Raw genomic sequence first — 17,387 nt, 5'->3', positions numbered from 1 at the left:
GGGTGGGCGAGCTCGCGCCAGTTGTAGACGAGATCGGAAATGATACTGTGAGATTGGCCTCGATGATGCGGGCGCGCTTGCAGCGCTCTCTCAGTCGGCGGGACAATGTCCCGTCCGTGACAATCACACGTCATAGCACCATGCCTCCGGCACCATGGTGGCGGCATGGACCTGAACCATGGCCTGCGACCCTTCGGACCAGATCTGTGCCCAGGCGATCTGATCCCGAGTGGTGGCGCCTGCGTCGAGGCACAGTGTGCGATGGGTGTCGATCCCGTCACATGGCTGGAGTCCGTCCGGATCGGTCAGCAGGGACATGCGGACGGCGGGTGTGTGGCCGTGAACGACCACTGTGTCTCCCCAACCGTAATGCTCCCCGTCCCAATTCCATCCTCCCTGCCAATTGAGGAAGGGGGAGCGGATCGTCGCCCAGTGTTGGTCGTTGTGTCGATGCGGGCGTGCGCGTTCGAGATGTTCATCCGGCGGCATATGTGGATGAAGGCCGGCATGGACACAAAGCACGTCTCCAAACTGGAGATGAGAGGGAGCGGCACGGAGCCGCTCCTCAAAACCTGCCGGGATAGCGGCGCGGAGCGCGGTCAGCGCGTCCGGCCATCTGAGATCGCGCCAGCCACGATCCACCTCATTCATCACTTTCAGACCACCGTTGACGACCCATTCACCCGGCGGATGGCCTGCGAGAACATCCAACAGCAGGAGTTCGTGATTACCGGGCAATACGCGCACATCGTCGTCAATGCCGCCCGCAGACATGGCGAGACGCACGGCGCCTAGGCTGTCTGGACCACGATCAATCAGATCCCCGAAAAAGACGATATTGCGCTGCCGACCGGGGTGTCGCTCGACGGCGTCGAGCGCTTGCAGGCAGGCTGAGAGGGCACCAGCCCTACCGTGGACGTCACCGATGAAGAACAAGTCGAGGTTGTCCGGAAAGTCACCCGGCAGCGTCCGGGCGTCCATGTTCAAGATCGAGTACTTCGCAGTGCTCATGCCAGAAGTTCCACCAGAAGCGTCGAGGCGGTCTCAAAGATGAAGACTGTCGTGTCCGAAATTCCGGCGGTCTGATCAAGACGATGCAGAGCGTTCAGGATGTTTTGGGTTGGCTGCATTTCTGCAAACCCGACCCAAGCCTCGCAGAGCGAGTAGACAAAGACCAACGCGTTGAGATTGAAAAACGCAAAGCGAGAGATTTTACGAACCATGATTTTGACTTCCTCGACTGAAAACGCAGTGCAGACAGCCGGAAAAATGAAATCAGGTGATGCGACCGTTATCTAGGCTTCACCTGCACACCACCGACTGCCCCTTGAAACGGGGTGCCTGCGTATCGAGAAGGTGAGCGTCTTCATGGTCATGCAACGCATTTGGGTGGTCGGTGGGAACCTGACAAGGGTTGAGCTGTGAAAAAGTATGCCTAGCCAAAGTTTTCTGAAATCAGAGATCTGATGTCTGACATGGGCTTCCCGTCTTCAAGCTGGAGGGAAATAAATCTGTGTGAGCCAGGATTCCAGCTCGCCATGGAAAGGTCTGCGAATTTTGTTAAAGCCGCTTGCGTAGATCTAATCTTTGCCCACGTCAAGACGCGAAGAGATATTGCTCTAATCATCGAGGATGAGTACGGGAGGCAGGCTGAAGGCTCTGCGAATAAAGGATTATTTCGCAATTTAGGTTGTACGCATCTTGCGGACCAGCAAGCGGTGAACGACAATTGGACAACGAAACGGAGGACACCATGATCCGCACTCTTTTTGCAGCCACGCTTGCAGTCCTTGCAGCCGCAGCCCCCAGCTTCGCCGGGAGCGCCCCTTGGGAAAAGAAGCAGCCCGCCGGCATGACGCAGGAGCATGCTGAAATCGCTGCCGCCGTGAACAAGCGGATCCAGAAGATCGGTCGCGAGGCATTTGGTTGGGATCCACTCGACGTTCTTTGGAAATTTCAGGGTGGTAAACGGGCAAAACAGCCGGTTTCCAACATGACCGCGACGACGGTCCAAAAACTCTTTATCGGGAATTACTGGATCTACGGGAACCCTGGTAAAGGTGGCGGAAGCGACTGGTCCATCCTGTATTTCAGCAATGACGGGGTTGATCATTTCTGTCGACGCCTGAATGGGAAAACCCATGAATTCGTCAATAATCGCGTGATTTCAAAGACTTGGCATGGTGAGGCGAGCTTCTTCCATATCAACCCTGGGCAGAAAGTGAAACGGAATGAGCTGGCATGGCCGATGATCTATGACAGCAAGACCGGGTCAGTTGCTGTCTATGCTTGGAATAAGGGAAAGAGAAAATACCTTCCCATGCAGGGCTGGGTTCAGGCCGAATACCCGGCGGCAGCACAGCAATATTGCCCGAACCTTCCGCGCAAGGCGAAAGTGAACGCGAGCCAAACGGGCAGCACCCTGGCCGAGATCGCGAAAGGCGCAAAGCCCATCCGTGGCATTCCTGTCGCCTACAAGCAGAACCTGATGAACCCGCTGACCGCCGAGATGCTCTACTGGGCCTACCCGCCGGTCAAGTGATCCGGGACATCCCCGAAACAGTGGGAAGGCGCCCGATGGGCCAGCCGTTGCGGTAGATGTTGATCAAGCGGAGTGCCGGTGCTTTTGGGTGTCGGCAATTTCTTCTTGGATGCAAAAATTCAAGAGTTTTTGGCGATGGTTGTCGAATCTTAAAACATCCCGAATTGATCGTCGACATATCTGCACTGTGATCGCCTCGGTATCTTGCACAACCCCACTGACCTCAGACTGAAATGTCTGATCGTTTAATAATCGCGAAGAGGTGAAACGCATTATTAAACGATCAACTTTTGGCAAGTGAGTTGACATGCGTTGGCAGAAAAGTCGTTCTTTGGGAACGACTGCCGGCGTTCAAGCATCCACAGGCTCTTTGCCATTCTTCCTTGTGAGCTTATCGAAAAGTTCCTCGTCTTCGCAAAGCCACAAAAGAGCTAGTGCGCCTTCTTCGCGATTCAGGAGTAGTGCAGCTTCGCGGTCTGGGCAGAGTTTTTCGCAACAGGCGCGAAGATGGTCGAGTTCGTGCGCAGTCGCAGACAACGATCGCTCCAGGATGTGACCGAATACGTTCAAGCGCTTTCCGGTCAAGGCCTCCAGATCTGCGGCAGCCGCCTCGACGTAGGCCATTTCACCTGCCTCGACGCTTTGCTCGAAACGCAGCTTCTTGTCGCGCAAATCTTGATCAAACTGTTCCGCGATGAAATGTTCATGAAGCGCTTCATCGATGGCCCGGTCATTTTCTTTTCGAGCGCGCTCCTGCCAAGTTGTCGATGCCTGGGGCATCGCGACAAGTTGCAGGTTGGCCGCAGCCTGTGCTTCGCGTTCGCGCCATTCTTGGACCTTGCGATACTCAGCGCCGTCGTAGGCCTCGTGGTCAGCATAGTTTATCATGGCGAGGTAATCTGCTGACCGGGGATCGTCATGCTGCGGCGCTTGAGCGCCGGGCGCAAACACATCCATCCTTACCCCGCAATGCTCGACCAAAGCATGGAGCAGCTTCATGACGCTTTCTCCATCGAAATGTTCGCAGTAGAATCGGTGGAACCTTTCAAAGTGCGCCTTCAAGCGTTCGTCGGGCGACTTGATCGGATCGATACCCTTCTCGATGCGTTCCACGGTTTCTTGGCACAGAATTTCGAAAAACTGCTGACTGAAAGCACGAAAGCCCCAGGCAGCAGCATTAGACTTCGCGAGATTGCGCGCCATTGCACGCTTTTCTTCCGCAGTGCCGGGGGCTGCCGAACACTCAATGCGCGCGTAGTCCTGGATTTGTTCATCATCAAGATGGGCTAGTGCTGCGCGACCAAAGCTGTCTCGAACTTCGATTCCCTTGTCATAAATGCGGATCGTGAACGTTCCGGACTTTGCGCCCTGCCTTTTTTCAGCTTTTGCGGGATCGGCGCCCTTGGCCTTCTTCTTTTCCGCTCGTGGAACATATCCGAAATATGCAGTGCGCCCGGCGGTAGGATTGTCGAAGTTGATGGATTTGTATTTCGGCTTTGGACCTTCGAACCAGGAGAGGCGGTGCGCCTGAAGAGAGTTCGTCATAATATTAAATCCGCCCCTTGATTGAACGTCCAACGCGCTATCAACCCTCGAGATGGCGATGTCGAGTCTTCAACGTGATCCCGGAAATGCTCCCAGGTTTGCTGTGCGAAACCGCCACTGCAATCCACGAATATGGAGTTTTGATGCTCGGTTTCGGTCTTCAAGTCAAAAAATACGGCGTAGTAAAACAGGTCATTCCGATAGACGTTCACCCGTTGTAGGTAATGTTTGTTCCCGCCATCCATGACCTTCCAGTGGAAACCATCTCGTTCGCCATTGATTGGTGCGACGAAAGCTTCCAGGAAATCGACGGTAGACTTTGGGGAGTGATGAACCGCGCGTGGCGTAAATGTCAGAGAGTCGATGAAAGGCTCTGATACGCCTTCAAGTTTGTCGATCCACAGGTGCATTTTCTCAGCGAACAACCCTAGTGTCCGACGGTACAAACTTTCGGCCTTTGCTTTGGACAGACCTGCGTAGACGAGGCGGGCGATTGTTCGACTCCGGTGTTCTCTCGGATCCGCCTTCTGCTCAATGTCGACGCCCGATGGCGACATGCAGACCATGAAGTACTCGTGCATGCCCTCGTAGAGCGCATCGGAAACGGTCTGGTTGAGCCCTTCAGCAGCGGCTTCGGCGCAGATCAAAAGAGTTTCGAGGCTTGCGGTGGGCGCTATCGACGAAATGTCGTACTGGGTTTCCTCATTCATGTGTGTTCTCTTTTCGTGGTATTTTTCGGTTCAAAGTTTCGCCAAGTCAGATTACGTGGTTGCACGAAAGAGTGGGATAAAATTCAATGTTCTCGAAGGAGAGTCTGAAATAAAGGGGGTGGTGTAACCCGGAGGGTTATTATTTTGAGTGTGAAATTTTATTTTCAGAATTAATTTTTCCCAAGGGTGATTCCTTTTGTGCCCATCGGGAAGGGGGTTGCACAGATATTATCTGAATTCAGCGGATCGCATCCGTCAGTACGCGGAGAGGTTAAACCCTTTGGGTAGAGATGGTAGCAAGTGTTCAGGGAGGAGAAGCCCATTGTGTAGGTGTGGTGCTTCTGGATTGCGGGATCACACTCTATGCAAAGTAGGCCATTTCGGTTGTTGGGGTTTAACCCTTTTCGAAGAGGAGGTGCCTTATGTTTTACCCTTGTTAATCAAAAGGGTGAAAGCGGACCATGACAGAACCCGTGACATCCGCTGCGCTAGGATGTCACAGAACCCGTCACCGGCCCGTCTGGGCCCAGTTTTTATGCCTTCGCAACGCTCGGCCCTGGACTGCAGTCCAGGAGGGGAGACCCCTCTGCGGCTGGAGCCGCATTCACCCACACTTAGAAAAAGGGCATGGACCATTTGAGTGGAATTTTGAAAAAGTAAAGAAATTTGAAGAATTCAAGGTGTTTGCGTTGCGATAATCACCTAAGAATACTTTTAAAACGATGTCGCAACCGCATCGCGGTGGGCGCAGGTGTTTTTGTATCGTTTAAGGTGACAATCTTGGGCGACAGTATTCGCAAAGCAGCAAGGGCACCCTTCATCGGCAGGGCCGAGAGAACTGCACTTGTGTTCTCTCGGCACAGCAAGTTACCACATATCGTCGTAGGGGATCTTCCAGTGGCTGATCCATCCGCGGATCTCGTCATCCGGCAGGATGTCATCGGGCCAGTTGCACATCGCACGATTACTGATCGCGACGAGCGTTGCATTGCGCGTTGCCGACTCCCCGCGGCTGCCAAAGTGATAGGATACCGCTCCCAAATCAATCGGCACCTGAACCCGGAATGCCAAGGAGATCAAGATCTTCATAAGCACCTGCCCGCCCCCGGTGCCCGGGTGCTTCCGGACTACGGCGGTGATTTCTTCGATAGCTGCGCGAAACTGCTCATTACGCGTCTGTTCATTGGTCATTGAGATGTTCCTTTCGTTCATCTCAAAGCCAGGTAGGCGCAAAAATTGAAGCATGCAAACCCCCATGCGGAAGTTTTTTGATCTTTGCGGCACACGCCAGCGCCGGATGCGACTCTGGTGCAAGCACTTGCGTATATTCGATCGTTACTTCATTCTCAGGAAGCATTTCATCAAGGTGCTTTATGTCCCCTGCTGTCAATCAGAACCCCGAACAGATCGCCCGCGATAGAATTGACCAATTGCTCGTCGCTGCTGGCTGGGTCGTTCAAGATAAAGCCGAAATGGACTTCAACGCTGGACTTGGCGTGGCGGTCAGGGAATATCAGACAGACATTGGTCCTGCTGACTACGTCCTGTTCGTTGATCGACAGGCCCTCGGTGTGGTCGAGGCAAAGCCTGAGGCTTGGGGGGAGAAGCTGACGACCGTCGAGGAGCAGTCCTCCGGATATGCGAACGCACAGTTGAAGTGGGTCAGCAATGCGGAGCCATTGCCCTTCGTGTATGAAAGCACCGGCACGATCACACGGTTCACCGATGGCCGGGATCCGTCACCGCGGTCTCGCGAAGTCTTCACTTTCCACAGGCCGGAAACCCTGAAGTCGTGGTCGAATGCTCCGTTCTCATTCAGGACCGGGTTGAGCAAGCTCCCTGACCTCAATACCGACGGCCTCCGAGATTGCCAGATCACTGCAATCACGAACCTCGAAACCTCTCTTCAAGCCGGGAAGCCGCGGGCCCTCGTCCAGATGGCGACCGGCTCGGGAAAGACCTTCACCGCTATCACCCAGGTCTATCGCCTGCTTAAACACTCCGGCGCGCGCCGCATCCTGTTCCTGGTCGACACGCGGAACCTGGGTGAACAGGCCGAGCAGGAATTCATGGCCTACGTCCCGAACGACGACAACCGCAAGTTCACTGAGCTCTACAACGTTCAGCGCCTGACCTCGCCTTCGATGGCTGGTGACACGCAGGTCGTCATCTCAACCATCCAGCGGATGTATGCCACGCTGAAAGGCGAGGACCTCGATGAAAGCCTCGAGGATGAGAACCCCGCCGAACAGAAATTCCGACCGAAAACGCCGAAGCCCGTCGTCTATAACCCGAAGCTCCCGCCCGAGACCTTCGATGTCGTGGTGATCGATGAATGCCATCGTTCGATCTACAACCTCTGGCGCCAGGTCATCGAATACTGGGATGCCTTCCTCGTCGGCCTGACCGCTACGCCGGACAACCGTACCTTCGGCTTCTTCAAGAAGAACGTCGTCAGCGAATACACCCATGAAAAGGCTGTTGCCGACAAGGTCAACGTCGGCAACGAAGTCTACATCATCGAGACCAAGGTCACCAAGGGTGGGGGCAAGGTGCAGGCCGAACAGCTGGTCGAGAAACGTGAACGGGCGACCCGTGCAAAGCGTTGGGAAACGCAGGATGTCGATGAGGCCTATGCCGCCACCCAGCTCGACCGTTCAGTCGTGGCGCCGGACCAGATCCGCACCGTCATCCGCACCTTCCACGATCAGTGGCCGGACATCTTCCCCGGCCGCAAGGAACTCCCGAAAACCTTGATCTTCGCCAAGACCGACAGCCACGCAGATGACATCATCCAGACCGTCCGCGAGGAATTCGGCGAGGGCAACGAGTTCTGCCGCAAGATCACCAACGGCGCGAAGAACCCGAAATCCTCGCTCACGTCCTTCCGCAACGAATACTACCCGCGGATCGCAGTCACCGTGGACATGATCGCCACCGGCACCGATGTGAAACCCCTCGAATGCCTGCTCTTCATGCGTGATGTAAAATCGAAGAACTACTTCGAGCAGATGAAGGGCCGCGGCACCCGCGTCGTCAAACCCGATGACCTGAAAAAGGTCTCCCCCTCAGCCGAGGCGAAAACCCATTACGTCATCGTCGATGCAGTCGGCGTCACCAAATCGGTCAAGACCGCCAGCCAGCCGCTCGACAGCAAACCCTCGATCCCCTTCAAGGATCTCGCCATGAACCTGATGATGGGCGACCGGACCGAGGAAACCGTCAGCTCCCTCGCAGGGCGTCTGGCGCGGCTGGATCACAAGCTGAACCCCGAGGATCAGGAGAAGGTCACCGACCTGGCGGGCAAACCCCTGTCCGCCGTCATCCGCGACCTCTTCGATGCCATCGACCCGGACAAGGTCGAGGCCGACGCCATCGCCGCTGGCCACCCCGAGCCTGACGATGCCGCCATGAACGCCGCCCGCGAGAACCGCATCAAGCAGGCCGCCAATGTCTTCACCGGCACGCTGATCAACACGCTGGACACCATCCGCCGCGACACCGAACAGACCATCGACCATGACACCATCGACGAGGTGATCACCGCCGCATGGGCGGGCGACGCGGATGAGAACGCCAAGGCCATAGCACAGGAGTTCGAGGAGTACCTGAACGACCACCGCGACGAGATCGAAGCGCTGACCATCTACTTCGACACGCCCGCCCGCCGGGCCGAGGTCACCCTGTCGATGATCAAGCAGGTGCTGAAGAAACTGACCGAGGATCGCCCCCGCCTCGCGCCGCTCAACGTCTGGCGCGCCTATGCGCATCTGGATGAGTACAAGGGCGAGACGCCGAACGGCGATCTGACGGCGCTGGTGGCGCTGATCCGGCGGGTAACGGGGCTGGATGACCGGCTGACCCGCAACTCTGACCGCGTGCGCCGCAACTTTCAGAATTGGATCATGCAGCGGCACTCGGGCGCGGGGACCAAGTTCTCTGATGCCCAGATGGAATGGCTGCACATGATCCGCGATCACCTGATCAGCTCTTTCACCATCGAACGCGACGATCTGGAACTGGCCCCCTTTGACGGCAAGGGCGGGATGGGGCAGATGTATCACCTCTTTGGGGATCAGATGGAGGACGTCATGACCGAGATGAATGAGGCGCTGTCGGCATGACGGAAATACCGAAGGGGTGGATGATTTCCCCACTTGGCGACGTCATGGACGTACAGGGCGGCAGCCAACCACCTAAAAGTAATTTCAAGTACGAACCGGAGGAAGGCTATGTTCGCCTTCTGCAAATCAGAGACTACGGAGAGAAGCCCGTTCCAACCTTCGTACCGAAGAACATGGTGACGAAGTTTTGCGCGAAAGATGACGTTCTAATCGCTCGTTATGGCGCCTCGCTAGGTCGTATTCTTACCGGAATGGAGGGCGCATATAACGTGGCTCTCGCCAAAACTATCTTCTCGCGCGATTTATTTAATAGCCGGTACATTTTTTGGCTCTTGAAGACAGAGGTCCTTCAGACACCGTTGAAGATGATTTCACGATCAGCGCAGAATGGTTTTGCCCGACATGAAATAGCCCATGTTGAATTGCCAATCCCTCCTGTAAACGAACAACGCCGGATCGTGGAGCGGATCGAGGCGATGTTCGACGAGATCGACCATGGGGTGGAGAACCTGAAGAAGGCCAAGGCGACCCTTGGCCTCTACCGCCAATCCTTGCTCAAATCCGCCTTCGAAGGCCACCTGACCGCCGACTGGCGCGCCCGCAACGCTGACAAGCTGGAAACCCCCGAAACCCTTCTGGCCCGCCTCGAAGTTGAACGAGACACATGGCACAAGGCCGAGTTCCAACGCTGGCAAGATGACGTTGCCCAATGGGAAGACCGAGGCGAAAAAGGTCCGAAACCCCGCAAGCCCGAAGCCTACAAGTCCGGCGCGGCACTGGCCGAGGAAGAGCTTTCAGTTCTTCCCGACCTACCTCCGGAGTGGCTCTTCGTGCGTTTGAACGACATTGCCTACATCGGTTCGGGCATGTCCGTCAGTAAGTCGCGAAAGCACGAAGACCCAGTCGAGATTCCCTATTTGCGCGTTGCCAACGTTCAGCGTGGCTTCCTTGAACTGGATGAAATCAAAGCCATGCCAATTGAGCGATCTCAATTGGCGGGATTGCAGTTGCGCGAGTGGGATATCCTTTTCAACGAAGGTGGCGACCGCGACAAACTCGGACGTGGCTGGATATGGGAAATGCAGGTCGATCTTTGCATCACCCAGAACCATGTGTTCCGAGGAACTCCATTCCGAACAGACAAAGACTGGTCGATCTACATCTCCCAATGGGGCAACAGCTACGGCCGCGGCTACTTCGAAACGGGGGGCAAACAGACCACGAACCTTGCATCTATCAACAAGACGGTTCTCAAGGCTCTGCCTGTCCCGATCTGCTCCCCCGAAGAACAAGCCGAGATCACCCGCATCCTCGACGAGCGCCTCTCTGCCGCCGATGCGCTGGAGGCCGAGATCGACGCAGGCCTCACCCGTGCCGAAGCCCTGCGCCAGTCCATCCTGAAACAGGCCTTCTCCGGCAAACTCGTCCCCCAGGACCCCAAGGACGAACCCGCCGCCACCCTCCTCGCCCGCATCAAGGCCGAGAAGGCCACCAAGCCAAAACGGCAAAGGAAACGCGCATGAGCCCCCACACACCGGTGATTGGTCGAGGAGCGGTTGTTTCCGCATGTGCCATCCTCGAAAGAGTGATCAAGACCAACGCTGAACTTGAAAGCCTATTGCTGGAATACGGGCTCTCTGGTCATGTGGGCAGCGGCGGGTCTATTGCCAAGACCATGCTCAACCTCCAGCGTTTCGCGGTGCAGACCCCGAGCTTCGGGGTTCAAACTGATTACGGCAACAAAACGCTTGCGGAACTTCTGCTCGACTTGGCAATCCGGTTGGACGGAAGCAATGCCGATCACGAGCAGTGGGGCAAACTGGAGCGCTACCTGAACCTTGATGGCTTCGCTCTGCTCAAAAACGTAAGCCAAGGCATGTTCAGTAAAGAAGAGACGATCACCGGGTTTACATTAGCACTGCCAAATTTCGTCGCCCTCCCCGAAAGTGCCAGCGAGGTTGACGTCCTTCTTGATCGGAATGATTTCTCGGTCGCCAAACGGCATTTGCAGAGCGCAAAGGAGAACATCACTCAAGCGGATTGGGAGGCCGCGAACAGTCAGTGCCGAACATTCCTGGAAGCCCTCACTAACGCCATCGCAGATCGTCTCCACCCATCAGAGGCGGCAACGCGGGCCAGCGGATTGGCCAAGCGGCAACTGCTTGCCGACAAAGGTTTCCTATCACGAGAAAAGCACGAGTTTGGCGACGGGAACAAGCAGACGTTTCTCCCAGGGTTGGCAAAGTTGCTACACCCGGATGGCGCACACCCAGGTATCTCGACACAGTATGACGCGATGTTCCGCCTGCAATTGGTCGTGGTAACTGCTCGGTGGATGCTGATGCGCCTGGAGAAAGAGCTGGGCAGATGAGCGACGTAGAACTGTTCCTGATGCAGGCAGGTAAGGGTGGCCAACTCAGGGCGTTACCTCTGCTGGAGCACATCCGAGCCATTCTCGCAGAGGCTCCCGCGGCGAAACTACGGGAAAAAACCGATGCCCGATGAACTCGTCAGTTTTCAAGATGCGATTGAAGCAACCGAGGGCAGGAATAGGGGCCTCCTCATCGGCAATGGCTTTTCCATTGATTATTTCAGCTACCACAACCTTCTTGAAGCCGCTGGCCTTGCAGAGGGCAGCCCGATCAAGAGGCTTTTTGATGCCTTGGATACCGTGGACTTTGAGGCCGTTATTCGCGCCTTGGACGACGCAATTGTTGTGGAGCAGGCCTATGGCAACCAAGATCACGCGGATGAACTTGAGCATGACGCCCAAGCGGTTCGAGAGGCCCTCGTAAAGGCAGTCAACGCCACTCATCCCACCCACCGCGATGAACTTACGTTCAAATATGCAAGCGCAGATGCATTCATCGGCCACTTCGGGACAATCTTTACACTGAACTATGACCTGCTTCTGTATTGGGTAAACCTGCATAGCAAGCGTTTGAACGATGGCTTTGGACTGGGGCAGGAGATCGAAAATGGTCGTTTTCGAGGCCCTTTCAACCAGCGCTCTTATTGCGACATCTTCAACCTGCACGGCGGGCTGCATCTCTTCCAAAATCGTCAGGATGAAGTCTTCAAGGCTCAGCATACCGACGAAGGTATGATCGCCACGATTTCCCGGAAGATTGTTGGGGAAAAGCGCCTTCCCCTTTATGTCGCAGAAGGCAGCTCAGTAGCAAAGGCGAGGAAGATTTTCGCCAGCCCGTATTTGCGTCATTGCTTCGGAAAGTTGCGCGAGCAAACGGGACATATTTTTGTGTTCGGGCACCGTGCGGACAACAACGACGCGCACATCTACCATGCAATTTTCGGAAACGAGAATATCGAATGCGTATGGTTCGGCATCTATAGGCCCGATCCAGCCAATATCCGCGAAGCCGACGCCAAATTGTCTCGTTTCAGCAAATTGGAAGGCAGCAAAGTCTCCTACAAATTTTTCGACGCCGAAACCGCCCGTGTTTGGGACGGCCCACCGGAGGAATAATACCTTGGACGCAGACGATCACCCCGTAGAAGTTGTTTTGAAGGAAGCCCGCCGCTTCATGGTTCCGCTCTATCAGCGGAAGTATCAGTGGGGCGACAAGCGGCTAGAGCCGTTCTGGGACGACGTGTCGGCCAAGGCCGCCGAGGTGTTGGACGGTGAGAGCAAGTTCGAACACTATATGGGCGCGTTGATCCTGTCTCCGGTCGAGGAAGGTTCTCAGATCGCCCGCACGCCTCGTGTGCAAGTGGTTGATGGCCAGCAGCGCCTGACCACCTTCCAAATCTTCCTGGCGGCCCTTCGCGAAGTGGCGCGGGACCACGACCTTGAAGACCTCATGGGGCACATCAACGGATATCTATTCAACGAGCCGAAGAACAAAGACAAGGACCCCCTGACACGTTTCAAGCTGACACCGACACCGTCGGACCGGGACATCTTTCACGACATAATCGAGATGTCCTACGAGGAAGTAACGCATAAGCACCGCAGCCTGTTCTATGGTCAGCGCGTGCCCAAGAATACCAGCTTTCCGGCTTTCCGTGCTTACCACCTGTTCTGCACCTGGATTGAGGAGTTTGCCTTCCACGGCCCGGAGGAAGATAGCGAACTCGATCTGGAAGGCGAGAGCAAGACCGGCGGTGAGGACGAAGTCGAGCTTGAGGTGTTGGAAGAACGCCTTGAGGCCCTGCTCAGTGCCGTCCTTGATCGGCTGAAGCTGGTGGTTATCACGCTCGGTGAGAACGACGATGCACAGGTGATCTTTGAGACGCTGAACTCGAAGGGTGAACCGCTGCTTGCGATGGACCTTGTGAGAAATAACATTTTCCATCGAGCCGAAAAACAGGACGCGCCCGTAGAGGACTTGTACGCCAAGCTGTGGGATCCTCTGGACGACATGTGGTGGCGCGAGCCTGCTCCCAATGCGCGCCCACGTCGCCCGCGTCTGGACCATTTCCTTGCGCACGTGTTGACCGCCGAAACGGGCAAAAAAATCTCGGTGCGGGAACTCTATGCCGAATACCGGGCCTTTGCGGTGCCGAAGGGCAGGCCTCGGTTCGACGATGTAGAGCACGAACTGAAACTGCTGGAGCAGTATGCGCCCCTCTATGAAACCTTGGAAGGAAGAGCCGAGGAAGACCCGGCGCTCTATTGGCTTGGGCGGAAGCTGGCAGAATGGCAGGTGACGACCGTCTTCCCGGTCGCCATGCAGATCGGCGGATCGGATTTGCCTGCACCTGAGAAGATGCACCTTGCCCAGTTGATCTATTCATTCTTGGCGCGGCGGACCATGTGCGGGCTGACCACGAAGAACCTGAACAAGGTTTTCCAGTCCATTGCTGACGTATTCTTGCACGAAGGACCCTCGGTGGCAGCCTTTCGAGGATACTTTGACCAGAGGTCCGGCGACAGCACCCGCTTCCCGCGCAATGATGAATTCCGGCGCGGCATCTTGGATGGAAACGCCTACAGCATCGCGCCTCGAACTCGCTTGGTCGACATCCTTTGGGAACTGGAAACGGCGAGCCGGTCGCATCTGGCAGAGAGCGCCACGAAGCCCAACGGCCTTTGGGTCGAGCACATCCTGCCACAGACTTGGACCGATGAATGGCCTTTCCCGGATGGGCAGAGCCATAACGTCTATTCGGATGAACCGGATGCCTTGGCCCGCCGCACCCTCGTTCATTCCCTCGGAAACCTGACCTTGCTCACCGGCGGACTGAACATCTCTTCTGGAAATTCTGGCTTCGCAGTGAAGAAGGAAAAGTTCGAAGAACACACCGGGCTATTTCTGAACAAGTGGTTTGCCAAAATCGACCGCTGGACAGAGACGGAAATCCGCCAGCGTGGAGAACGTCTTGCTGCTTTGGCGTCTCAAATCTGGATCGACCTGGAGTAATCATCCATGAACACAGCCCCAATTGTATCCAAAGTCTGGTCCTTCTGCACGACGCTCCGTGATGACGGAGTTGGGTATGGCGACTACCTCGAGCAGCTAACGTACCTAATCTTCCTTAAAATGGCTGATGAGTATTCAAGGCCGCCATATGAGCGCGACGTCGGCGTACCGGAAACCTACAACTGGGGTAGCCTTACAGCTCTGCGCGGAGCAGATCTCGAGGCACATTACGTCAAGGTCCTTCGCGAACTAGGCCAGCAGAAGGGAATGCTGGGACAGATTTTCACCAAGGCGCAGAACAAAATTACCGATCCGGCTAAGCTCTTTAGGTTGATCGACATGGTGGATGGCACCATATGGATCATGTTGGGCGCTGATGTGAAAGGCGACATCTACGAGGGCCTGCTGGAGCGCAACGCCGAGGATACCAAGTCCGGTGCGGGGCAGTATTTCACCCCGCGTTCGTTGATCCAAGCGATGGTGGAGTGCGTTCGGCCCGAACCTGGCAAGACCATTGCCGACCCGGCTTGCGGAACCGGAGGCTTTTTCCTGGCGGCCCATGATTATCTGACGGATCCCGATAACTATGCGCTCGACCGTGAACAGAAAGAATTCCTGAAGAACGGCACATTTCATGGGAATGAGATCGTCGCAGGCACGCGGCGCCTATGCCTGATGAACATGTTCCTGCATGGCATCGGGGAGATGTCTGGAGAGCCGAGCGTGTCGCCAGCCGATGCGTTGATCTCATCACCGTCAGACACAGTCGACTTGGTCTTGGCGAACCCCCCGTTCGGCAAGAAGAGCTCGATGACCTTCACGAATGCCGAAGGGCTGCAAGAGACCGAGGACTTGACGTATAACCGTCAAGACTTCTGGGCGACGACATCGAACAAGCAGCTGAATTTCGTCCAGCACATCAGAACGATGCTGAAGACCACCGGCCGTGCTGCAGTAGTGGTCCCTGACAACGTGCTGTTTGAAGGCGGCGCGGGCGAAACGATACGCCGCAAGCTTCTTCAGAACACCGACCTGCATACGATCCTCAGGCTTCCGACAGGCATTTTCTATGCACAGGGTGTGAAGGCGAACGTCATCTTCTTCGACAACAGGCCGGCCAGCAAAGAACCACAGACTTCCATGGTATGGTTTTACGACTACCGGACTAACGTGCATCACACACTCAAGCAGAAGCCGATGACCTATGCCCATCTTGAGGATTTCATTGCCTGCTACAATCCCTCCGACCGGTACGAGCGAAGCGCCACATGGACCGAGGACAAGCCTGACGGTCGATGGCGGGCATTTTCGCGTGAGGAGCTTCTGTCGCGGGATAAGGCTAGCCTGGATGTTTTTTGGCTCAAGGACAGTTCCATGACGGATCTCGACAGTCTGCCTGAGCCTGATGTCCTTTTGGAAGAGATCCTCGAAAACTTGGGTGCCGCCATGAGCAACTTCGCTGCGGTGCGTCAGGCTGGCTGATGCAGCCTTGAGTTGTACGGTCGCATCAGTGATTGGTTAAAGTCCATTGACCGTCGGTGGGGGATGTTCGGCATCGCCCACAGTTTCCGGCTCACGACGTCAAGCGGCTGCGAGCCACCTCCTTGACTGATGACGCCATGTGCGTCACAAGTGTGCAACATGATGAGGTGCGGACGATTGATTTTATTTGGAATCAATGTCTTGGCCGAAGGGACACAGTGGGGTGGGGATCCTACCACCCCAGCCAATTTAGTTTTTCCTTACATATCAGTGGTTTGCGTCCCGCCGTGTTGCGGCAACCGGAACACTTGTCCGGCGCATGACTCAGGCACCTAATGGGTGACAGACGCATACTTGGACCCAGCACGCAGGATCAACAACGAAAGCGTGTCATGGCATAGCAGATTGCGCAGTTTTGCTCGACGGAAGGCGTCTCGAATCAAATGTGCGCAGACCGTTCAACTGCGCAGCTCAGCGGAAAGATTTAGTTCATGGGACTCTGCGCCCAAGTCGCACGCAGAGGCTGATTTCTGGGCCGCCAGCGAGTCTTTCGCGCAAAACTCGGGCAGACCACTGCAAAACCAACAAGTTCGCTAGCGACTCTAAAATCGGCCTCTCCGTCGATCACTGGGCCAGCCGAACCCGGAGGGTTCGACCGCCCGCATGTCGTGGGCCCCGGCTGCATCCCCATCACACACCGCGCGTTTTCCTAGGACTTCGGTCTTTAGCGCAGACGTGGTGGTTGCTGAAAGTCCCAGCCGCATTCGTCACGCGCAGTCGTTACGGTCTCGGTATCGCAACCAATGAGATACCAGACCGAATGAAACACCCCTTTGAACAGACCGCCGCTGCCGTTTACCTGCGCGACCGCATCACTGCCCTGTCACACCGCAAGACCCAGGCCGAGATCGCCGCCGAGGCCGGGTTCGCTAATGCCAACATGATGTCGCTGCTGAAGGCGGGCAAAACCAAGATCCCGCTCGACCGCATCCCCTCGCTTGCCCGTGCTCTGGAATGTGACCCGGCGTGGCTGATGCGGCTTGCGCTGGAACAGGTGGTCGGCAAGACCTCGGCGCAGGCCATCGGCGACATCTTTGGCACACCCGTCACCGCGAACGAGCGGGCTTGGCTAGAGGAGCTGCGCGACGCCTCGGACAACAGCGATCCAAGGCTGACCGGACGCACCCGCACCGCCCTGCGCGCGATCTTCAACAAATGAGCGACGGAGCCATTGCTATTCCCAAGTCCCCGCAGGCGCTTGGGAGCAGTTGACCGCGAACGAGAAGGCGTGGATCGAGTTCATCCGCATCATCAGCGCTGGCCGCGACCCAAGGCTGCCACTGGACCGGATCAAAGCGCTGGCGGACCTGCTGGACGCGGGATGAGTCGCATGACCGGTGTGCAGCCGTTCCCCGTCGGTGGGGAACCTAGCTTGCGAATGTCCTTGCGTGATGCAAGCCAGTTAGACGCTGTATCACGCAAGTCACTATCTTGGGAGGAAACAACCCAACCGCAGGTTTTGATGGACCTGTCTCGTTTTCGTGCCGCCCCAGGTGCTCGTTTAGGCCACTTTTCTCTCGAAAGCGACGGGGCTTTTCCA

The 17,387-nt window shown here is 56.2% G+C and carries 15 protein-coding genes; 10 read left to right on the top strand and 5 right to left on the bottom strand.

Features of this window, described 5'->3' with window-relative positions; translation table 11 throughout:
• Window positions 1-123: 123 nt before the first annotated feature.
• Together D8Z78_RS18780 and D8Z78_RS18775 are read right to left on the bottom strand one after the other, a co-directional pair.
• Window positions 124-1,011, bottom strand: a complete 888-nt coding sequence (locus D8Z78_RS18780) for a metallophosphoesterase (RefSeq protein ID WP_121632099.1) — start codon at window positions 1,009-1,011, stop codon at window positions 124-126.
• Window positions 1,008-1,223, bottom strand: a complete 216-nt coding sequence (locus D8Z78_RS18775) for a hypothetical protein (RefSeq protein WP_121632101.1) — start codon at window positions 1,221-1,223, stop codon at window positions 1,008-1,010. Before D8Z78_RS18775 ends, D8Z78_RS18780 begins: the two co-directional genes overlap by 4 nt.
• A gap of 530 nt (window positions 1,224-1,753) precedes the next feature.
• Between D8Z78_RS18775 and D8Z78_RS18770 the strand changes: the two genes are divergently transcribed.
• Window positions 1,754-2,542 carry a hypothetical protein gene (locus tag D8Z78_RS18770; RefSeq protein ID WP_128910854.1) on the top strand — a complete coding sequence of 263 codons (789 nt, stop codon included), beginning with the start codon at window positions 1,754-1,756 and terminating at the stop codon, window positions 2,540-2,542.
• A gap of 351 nt (window positions 2,543-2,893) precedes the next feature.
• Here the strand turns inward: D8Z78_RS18770 and D8Z78_RS18765 are convergent, their stop codons facing one another.
• The 3 genes from D8Z78_RS18765 to D8Z78_RS18755 all read right to left on the bottom strand — a co-directional run bounded on the left by D8Z78_RS18765 (window position 2,894) and on the right by D8Z78_RS18755 (window position 5,988).
• Window positions 2,894-4,087 carry a hypothetical protein gene (locus tag D8Z78_RS18765; protein WP_121632104.1) on the bottom strand — a complete coding sequence of 398 codons (1,194 nt, stop codon included), beginning with the start codon at window positions 4,085-4,087 and terminating at the stop codon, window positions 2,894-2,896.
• Complete coding sequence (locus tag D8Z78_RS18760) at window positions 4,084-4,797, bottom strand: hypothetical protein (RefSeq protein ID WP_121632106.1); 714 nt, start codon at window positions 4,795-4,797, stop codon at window positions 4,084-4,086. The genes D8Z78_RS18765 and D8Z78_RS18760 overlap by 4 nt, the downstream gene beginning before the upstream one ends.
• Before the next feature lie 867 nt (window positions 4,798-5,664).
• On the bottom strand, window positions 5,665-5,988 hold the full coding sequence (locus D8Z78_RS18755) for a hypothetical protein (protein WP_121632108.1): 324 nt from the start codon (window positions 5,986-5,988) through the stop codon (window positions 5,665-5,667).
• Between the two features lie 77 nt (window positions 5,989-6,065).
• Between D8Z78_RS18755 and D8Z78_RS18750 the strand changes: the two genes are divergently transcribed.
• The 9 genes from D8Z78_RS18750 to D8Z78_RS24880 form a co-directional block, all read left to right on the top strand.
• Window positions 6,066-8,921: a type I restriction endonuclease subunit R gene (locus D8Z78_RS18750; RefSeq protein ID WP_206169712.1), complete on the top strand. Its 2,856-nt coding sequence runs from the start codon at window positions 6,066-6,068 to the stop codon at window positions 8,919-8,921.
• Entirely contained in the window at window positions 8,918-10,444 is a 1,527-nt protein-coding gene (locus D8Z78_RS18745) for a restriction endonuclease subunit S (protein WP_121632111.1), read from the top strand. The genes D8Z78_RS18750 and D8Z78_RS18745 overlap by 4 nt, the downstream gene beginning before the upstream one ends.
• On the top strand, window positions 10,441-11,292 hold the full coding sequence (locus D8Z78_RS18740) for a hypothetical protein (protein WP_121632112.1): 852 nt from the start codon (window positions 10,441-10,443) through the stop codon (window positions 11,290-11,292). The genes D8Z78_RS18745 and D8Z78_RS18740 overlap by 4 nt, the downstream gene beginning before the upstream one ends.
• Window positions 11,289-11,426 carry a hypothetical protein gene (locus tag D8Z78_RS24715; protein WP_164933009.1) on the top strand — a complete coding sequence of 46 codons (138 nt, stop codon included), beginning with the start codon at window positions 11,289-11,291 and terminating at the stop codon, window positions 11,424-11,426. Before D8Z78_RS18740 ends, D8Z78_RS24715 begins: the two co-directional genes overlap by 4 nt.
• The gene (locus tag D8Z78_RS18735; RefSeq protein ID WP_121632114.1) at window positions 11,416-12,408 is read left to right on the top strand and encodes a DUF4917 family protein; all 993 of its coding nucleotides are present in this window, start codon (window positions 11,416-11,418) and stop codon (window positions 12,406-12,408) included. The genes D8Z78_RS24715 and D8Z78_RS18735 overlap by 11 nt, the downstream gene beginning before the upstream one ends.
• 4 nt (window positions 12,409-12,412) lie before the next feature.
• Complete coding sequence (locus D8Z78_RS18730; RefSeq protein WP_121632116.1) at window positions 12,413-14,305, top strand: DUF262 domain-containing protein; 1,893 nt, start codon at window positions 12,413-12,415, stop codon at window positions 14,303-14,305.
• 6 nt (window positions 14,306-14,311) lie between these two features.
• Complete coding sequence (locus tag D8Z78_RS18725) at window positions 14,312-15,787, top strand: class I SAM-dependent DNA methyltransferase (protein WP_121632117.1); 1,476 nt, start codon at window positions 14,312-14,314, stop codon at window positions 15,785-15,787.
• Between the two features lie 820 nt (window positions 15,788-16,607).
• The gene (locus tag D8Z78_RS18720) at window positions 16,608-17,006 is read left to right on the top strand and encodes a helix-turn-helix domain-containing protein (protein ID WP_121632119.1); all 399 of its coding nucleotides are present in this window, start codon (window positions 16,608-16,610) and stop codon (window positions 17,004-17,006) included.
• A 171-nt stretch (window positions 17,007-17,177) separates the two neighbouring features.
• Window positions 17,178-17,387: hypothetical protein (locus D8Z78_RS24880; protein ID WP_206169711.1), on the top strand; the 210-nt coding region annotated here is incomplete at its 3' end.

This window comes from Tropicibacter alexandrii (assembly GCF_003667315.2).
Classification (GTDB): Bacteria; Pseudomonadota; Alphaproteobacteria; order Rhodobacterales; family Rhodobacteraceae; genus Tropicibacter; species Tropicibacter alexandrii.
This window is presented reverse-complemented; position numbering and strand designations above follow the sequence as displayed.

Excerpts from the sequence above, each read along its gene's own strand:
- D8Z78_RS18780 (WP_121632099.1), bottom strand. The coding sequence starts at position 1,011 with ATGAGCACTGCGAAGTACTCGATCTTGAACATGGACGCCCGGACGCTG.
- D8Z78_RS18775 (WP_121632101.1), bottom strand. The coding sequence starts at position 1,223 with ATGGTTCGTAAAATCTCTCGCTTTGCGTTTTTCAATCTCAACGCGTTG.
- D8Z78_RS18770 (WP_128910854.1), top strand. The coding sequence starts at position 1,754 with ATGATCCGCACTCTTTTTGCAGCCACGCTTGCAGTCCTTGCAGCCGCA.
- D8Z78_RS18765 (WP_121632104.1), bottom strand. The coding sequence starts at position 4,087 with ATGACGAACTCTCTTCAGGCGCACCGCCTCTCCTGGTTCGAAGGTCCA.
- D8Z78_RS18760 (WP_121632106.1), bottom strand. The coding sequence starts at position 4,797 with ATGAATGAGGAAACCCAGTACGACATTTCGTCGATAGCGCCCACCGCA.
- D8Z78_RS18755 (WP_121632108.1), bottom strand. The coding sequence starts at position 5,988 with ATGACCAATGAACAGACGCGTAATGAGCAGTTTCGCGCAGCTATCGAA.
- D8Z78_RS18745 (WP_121632111.1), top strand. The coding sequence starts at position 8,918 with ATGACGGAAATACCGAAGGGGTGGATGATTTCCCCACTTGGCGACGTC.
- D8Z78_RS18740 (WP_121632112.1), top strand. The coding sequence starts at position 10,441 with ATGAGCCCCCACACACCGGTGATTGGTCGAGGAGCGGTTGTTTCCGCA.
- D8Z78_RS24715 (WP_164933009.1), top strand. The coding sequence starts at position 11,289 with ATGAGCGACGTAGAACTGTTCCTGATGCAGGCAGGTAAGGGTGGCCAA.
- D8Z78_RS18735 (WP_121632114.1), top strand. The coding sequence starts at position 11,416 with ATGCCCGATGAACTCGTCAGTTTTCAAGATGCGATTGAAGCAACCGAG.
- D8Z78_RS18725 (WP_121632117.1), top strand. The coding sequence starts at position 14,312 with ATGAACACAGCCCCAATTGTATCCAAAGTCTGGTCCTTCTGCACGACG.
- D8Z78_RS18720 (WP_121632119.1), top strand. The coding sequence starts at position 16,608 with ATGAAACACCCCTTTGAACAGACCGCCGCTGCCGTTTACCTGCGCGAC.